4 protein-coding genes are annotated in these 3,492 nt (G+C 72.5%); 1 reads left to right on the forward strand and 3 read right to left on the reverse strand.

Features of this window, described 5'->3' with window-relative positions:
- The first annotated feature begins 124 nt into the window (after positions 1-124).
- Positions 125-580: a DUF3093 domain-containing protein gene (locus L7D48_RS27265; RefSeq protein ID WP_237883525.1), complete on the forward strand. Its 456-nt coding sequence runs from the start codon at positions 125-127 to the stop codon at positions 578-580.
- A gap of 55 nt (positions 581-635) precedes the next feature.
- Here L7D48_RS27265 and L7D48_RS27270 read toward each other — a convergent pair whose 3' ends face one another.
- The 3 genes from L7D48_RS27270 to L7D48_RS27280 all read right to left on the reverse strand — a co-directional run.
- Positions 636-1,484, reverse strand: coding sequence for an EcsC family protein (locus L7D48_RS27270; RefSeq protein WP_237883527.1), 849 nt, complete (start codon positions 1,482-1,484; stop codon positions 636-638).
- A gap of 14 nt (positions 1,485-1,498) precedes the next feature.
- Positions 1,499-1,798 (reverse strand): DUF4193 domain-containing protein, encoded by a 300-nt coding sequence (locus L7D48_RS27275; protein WP_093662716.1) that lies wholly within the window; start codon positions 1,796-1,798, stop codon positions 1,499-1,501.
- Between the two features lie 465 nt (positions 1,799-2,263).
- A partial coding sequence (locus L7D48_RS27280; RefSeq protein WP_237883529.1) for a cell wall metabolism sensor histidine kinase WalK occupies positions 2,264-3,492 on the reverse strand: 1,229 nt, incomplete at its 5' end.

Genomic DNA, 3,492 nt, shown 5'->3' on the forward strand with positions numbered 1-3,492 from the left:
GTCGGGGTGGCGCACGGGGGGAGCGGCGTCGTCCGGCGGGGTCAGGGATGTCTTGGTGGCACTCACGGATGCTGACCTTACCGCCGGGTCAGTGAGCCGGTCGCGGGCGTGCCAAGCTGGGGACATGCTTCCTCCCGGCGTGCTGTACGACGAGCGGCTGACCGCGCCCCGCCCCTGGTGGCTGATCGCCGCCCTGTCCGGAATCTCCCTGGGCCTGATCCTGTTCCCCCTGGGCCTGATGCCCCTGCTGGGCGGTCTCGTGGTGGGCACGGCGCTGGGCGCGGTGGCGGTGAGCGCCTACGGCTCGGCCCGTATCCGCGTGGTCGCGGACTCGCTGGTCGCCGGGAACGCCCGGGTGCCGGTCTCCGCGCTGGGCGAGGCGCACGTCCTGGACGAGGAGGAGGCCCGCGCCTGGCGCACCCACCGTGCCGACCCGCGCGCCTACATGCTGCTGCGCGGCTATGTGCCCACGGCGCTGCGCGTGGAGGTCACCGACCCCGCGGATCCCACGCCGTACCTGTACCTGTCCACACGGCGCCCGCGGGCGCTGGCCGGCGCGCTGGAGGCCGCGCGCCGGTAGTGGCGAGGCCGCGGCGGGCCCACCGGGCGTAGCGGGCCGACGGGGTCTTCGGGGGTCAGACGCCCTCTTCCGGGGCGTGCCGGGGCTGCGAGGGAATGACCTTCCCCGGGCGGTCCTCCAGGGGGATCGCGTCCCAGGGGATCCGCCGCCCTCTCAGGTCGCCGCGGATCCTCTCCGCCAGCTTCCTGGTGTCGCGCCGGTTCATCAGGGCGCCCACCGCCGCGCCGATCATGAACGGCGTGAGGTTGGGGAGGTTGCGCATGGTGCGCTTGAGGAGGGTCTGGCGCAGCCGGCGTCTCATGTGGCTGCCGAAGGCCGCGCCGAACGTCGCGGGCGCGGCCAGTTCCATCCCGCGCTCCTGGGTCCACTCGGCGAGGTAGGCGGCGGCCCGCTCCCGGGCGTTGCCGGGCGGGCGCAGCCCGTAGACCTCGTGGAGTTCGGCGATGAGTTTGAGCTCCACCGCGGCCACCCCGACGACCTCGGCGGCCAGCTCGGCGGGCATCGCCGGCGGTACGGGCAGCATCGCCGAGGCGCCCACTCCGGCGCCGACGGTCGCGCTGCCCTTCACGGCGCCCGATATCAGCCGGTCGGCCATCTCCTCGGGCCCCAGGCCCGGGAACTGCCGGCGGAGCGTGTCCAGGTCCCTCACCGGGATCCTGGGGGCGAGGTCGACGATGCGGTCGGCCACCACGCCCAGGAACGCCCTGACGGTGCCGCGCTCGCGCGGCTCCCGTGCGCTGCCCCCCTCCGGTCTGCCCGCACCGTCCGCGCCGGCCCGGCGGCGCGGACGGAGGCGCCGCGGCCCGCGGCCGGGAGCGGCTGCGGGCGCGGATCCGGGTGCGGGCGTGAGCGAGGCCTCCCCGTCCCGGCCCCGCTCGACGTCACGTGCTTCCTCGGCCGTCATCAGCCGGCCCCGGCTCAGGCCGCGCAGTCGCGGCAGATGGGGTGGCCGTTCTTCTCCGCCGCCAGCTGCGAGCGGTGGTGGACCAGGAAGCAGCTCATGCAGGTGAACTCGTCGGCCTGGCGGGGCAGCACCCGCACGGACAGTTCCTCGTTGGAGAGGTCCGCTCCGGGCAGCTCCAGGCCCTCGGCCTGCTCGAACTCGTCGACGTCGACGGTCGAGGCGGACTTGTCGTTCCGCCGGGCCTTCAGTTCCTCGATGCTGTCCTCGTTGACGTCGTCATCGGTCTTGCGTGGAGTGTCGTAGTCGGTCGCCATGTCGCTCTCCCCCTCTGGGTGTCTGTGGTGTCTCCAGCGCACGTAACGCGCGAGAGGCCGGACTTGTGCCCGACCTGAGGCGGAGATTTTGCCTCACATCAAGCCCTGTTACTCAATCGACACCCAACCGCGCCCCTGATGGGGTGACCGAGTCGGCCGTCGACCGAGGGCCCGGGACGGCCCTCGTGTCCACTTTGCGCGTACCGCCTCCCCTCTTTTCCACGATCACGACCTGCGAAAACATGGATTTTCCGGCATTTTTCGGCAGGCCCCGGGGGGCTGTACGCGTGTGACCGAAAAATCGTGTGTGTGATCGATCACAACCGGTTCGAACCGTGGAGGAATTCCCGGATTTCGCCCCATAACGCCGGGCGCGGCGAGGTTATTCCATGATCGCCTTTCGTCCCGTCCGACCCCGCCTCCCACCCCGCCGCGCACCCCGTCGCGCACCGCGTCCGCGGGACGTCAGACGGGGAGCGTGACCCGCACCACCAGTCCGCCCTCCTCACGCGGCCTGGCCGTGACCGCCCCGCCGTGGGCCCGCACCACCGACCGCACGATCGACAGCCCCAGGCCGACCCCCTTGTCGCTGCCGGTGCGCTCGGTGCGCAGCCTGCGGAAGGGCTCGAAGAGGTTGTCCACCTCGTACGCCGGGACCGCCGGGCCGGTGTTCTCCACCACCAGCACCGCCTGCCCCGGCTGGGCCCGGGTGTCCACCGACACCCAGCCCTCGCCGGGCACGTTGTAGCGCACGGCGTTCTGCACCAGGTTGAGCGCCACCCGCTCCAGCAGCACCCCGCTGCCCTGCACGTACGCGGGCCGACGCACACCCCGCAGCTCCACGCCCCCCTCCTGGGCCTCCCCGCGCACCTGCTCCACGGCCTGGGAGGCGACCTCGGCCAGGTCCACGGGCTTGCGGTCCACGATCTCGTTCTCGCTGCGGGCGAGCAGCAGCAGGCCCTCCACCAGCTGCTCGCTGCGCTCGTTCGTGGCGAGCAGCGTCTTGCCGAGCTGGACCAGTTCCGGGGAGGCGCCGGGATCGGAGAGCTGGACCTCCAGCAGGGTGCGGTTGATCGCCAGCGGGGTGCGCAGCTCGTGCGAGGCGTTGGCGACGAACCGCTGCTGGGCGGTGAAGGCCCGGTCCAGCCGGTCCAGCATCTGGTCGAAGGTGTCGGCCAGCTCCTTGAGCTCGTCGTCCGGTCCGTCCAGCTCGATGCGGCGGTGCAGGTCGGAACCGGCGACCCGCTGGGCGGTGCGCGTGATGCGCTCCAGCGGCGAGAGCACCCGGCCGGCCATGACGTAGCCGAAGGCGAAGGCGGCCACGGCCAGGCCCAGCAGGGCCATCAGGGAGCGGTTGAGCAGGACCTCCAGGGCCACCTGCCGCTGGTTCTCCATGCACTGCTGGACGGCGGCGGTCAGCTCCTGGGGGGTCAGCTCCCCGCCGTCCGCCCGGCTGGGCAGACTGCAGACGGCGTCGGTGGTCTGGTCCCGCACGCCGATGATCTGGAAGGGCAGATGGCTGCCGTCCTTCAGGGCCTGGGCCGCCAGCAGGTAGATGATCGCCAGCAGCACCATCCCGGCGATCAGGAACATCCCGCCGTACAGCAGGGTCAGGCGTATGCGGATGGTGGGCCGCAGCCAGGGATGGGAGCGGCCCGGCTGGAAGGGGTCCCAGGTGGGCTTGGGCGGGGCCG

The organism is Streptomyces sp. ICN903 (assembly GCF_022015835.1).
Classification (GTDB): Bacteria; Actinomycetota; Actinomycetes; order Streptomycetales; family Streptomycetaceae; genus Streptomyces; species Streptomyces fenghuangensis.

Excerpts from the sequence above, each read along its gene's own strand:
- L7D48_RS27275 (WP_093662716.1), bottom strand. The coding sequence starts at position 1,798 with ATGGCGACCGACTACGACACTCCACGCAAGACCGATGACGACGTCAAC.
- L7D48_RS27265 (WP_237883525.1), top strand. The coding sequence starts at position 125 with ATGCTTCCTCCCGGCGTGCTGTACGACGAGCGGCTGACCGCGCCCCGC.
- L7D48_RS27270 (WP_237883527.1), bottom strand. The coding sequence starts at position 1,484 with ATGACGGCCGAGGAAGCACGTGACGTCGAGCGGGGCCGGGACGGGGAG.